This window comes from Caulobacter sp. P1_B12_2, assembly GCF_056406675.1.
Genome location: NZ_JBFTZS010000687.1, coordinates 1 through 1,593, shown reverse-complemented (window position 1 = coordinate 1,593; position 1,593 = coordinate 1). Strand labels below are relative to the sequence as shown.

The 1,593-nt window shown below is 68.2% G+C and carries 2 protein-coding genes; both read right to left on the bottom strand.

Translation table 11 applies throughout. The features are described 5' to 3' along the window. Positions 1–181 precede the first annotated feature (181 nt). The gene (locus tag AC1DZ6_RS24885) at positions 182–307 is read right to left on the bottom strand and encodes a hypothetical protein (RefSeq protein WP_155856545.1); all 126 of its coding nucleotides are present in this window, start codon (positions 305–307) and stop codon (positions 182–184) included. 125 nt (positions 308–432) lie between these two features. Next, a partial coding sequence (locus AC1DZ6_RS24880) for a protein adenylyltransferase SelO family protein (RefSeq protein ID WP_477099768.1) occupies positions 433–1,593 on the bottom strand: 1,161 nt, incomplete at its 5' end.

Here is a 1,593-nt window from a genome sequence, read left to right as displayed (position 1 = left end):
GCCCGGGACCCCTAGTTCAGCCCCCACGTGAAGGGCAAGCGGTTCGCCAGCGAACCGCCCCTCCCGCACCTGCGGCGGACAGAGGGRTCCCGGGCACAAGGCCCGGGATGACGGGTTTTAAAGAGGGTGACGAGACATTCTACGCGCTGAGCGGCGCGTTCGCCGATCTAGCCGAAGTTGATCAAGCCATCTCGTGCTTGTCGTTGAGGCATTCGCCGATCGCCCGGGCGCAGCCCGGCAAGCCCAGGGCGCCGATGAACGACATGGCGACCGCGCAGACCAGCATCACGGGTTGGAAGAAGCGCATGCGAAATTCTCCACCAGCCAAATCGTTCGTAGGCGAGTTCCAACCCAGATAAGGCTGAAGCTTGACGTTTGTTCCTGCCTGGGCGGGAAAAGCTCAGCATGCGGCAGATATGTCTCACCCGTATGTCAGTCTCCCAACGCATAGGCGACACGAGCGGCTTCAATTCGACTTAGTTTGGCGTTCAGCGGCGTCCAGTCGTCGGCCTGGGCGATCGGCGCCCACAGGGCCTCGACCTCGTCGATCAGCATCTCCTCGGGCTCGGCCTGGGCGAAGACCGGACTGTCCAGGCGTTCGGGGCGATCCGGCTCGAACGCCGCCAGCTGGCGGCGGAAATCCAGGAACGCCTCGTGGCCGTAGAGCGCGGCGCGCGGACCGGCCAAGGCGCGAGCTTCCGACGCCTCGCCGCCGAACCAATCGAAGAAGAACGGCTCCCAGCGCAGCGGCTCGCCGCCCGACGCCAGGGCTCCGAACGCGGCCTGCACCAGGGCGACGTCGTCCGGCGCCGAGCGGCTCTTGAGGCCCAGCCGGTCCAGCATCGCCGCGCGCAGGGCGTCGCGATAGAGGTCGGAAAAGCCGTTCAGGGCGGCGATCAGCCCGGCGTCGTCGGTGACCTGGGCCAGGCAGCCGGCCAGCTGTTGCAGGTTCCAGAACACCGTTTCGGGCTGGCGGCCGAAGCTGTAGAGCCCCGAATGGTCGAAATAGGCGGCGGTGAAGTTCGGATCATTGCGCGGCAGGAAGCGCCAGGGGCCGTAGTCGAAGCTTTCGCCGGTGACGACCATGTTGTCGGTGTTGAGCACCCCGTGCACGAAGCCGGCCGCCATCCAGCGGGCCAGCAGGCTGGCGCTGGCCGCGACCACCTGCTCGAGCAGCACCTTGGGCCGGTCCGGCGCGTCGGCGACCTGCGGGTAGTAGGTCTCGACCGCGTGGTCGACCAGGGCGGTGATGTTGTCTGGCCGCTCCAGGAAGGCGTGGCGCTGGAACGTGCCGAACCGGATGTGGCTGTGCGACAGCCGGGTCAGAACCGCCGAGCGGGTGGGGCTGGGCTCGTCGCCGCGCACCAGGTCCTCGCCGGTCTCAACCAGGGAGAAGGTTCGCGAGGTGGGCACGCCCAGGGCCTCCAGCAGGGTGGAGGCCAGGATCTCGCGCACCCCGCCCTTCAGGGTCAGCCGCCCGTCGCCGGCCCGCGACCACGGCGTCTGGCCCGAGCCCTTGGTGGCCAGGTCCAGCAGGCGGCCATCCTTGCGTGGAGAGGGGCCTTGCTCACGCAGTTGGGCGAACAGGAAGCC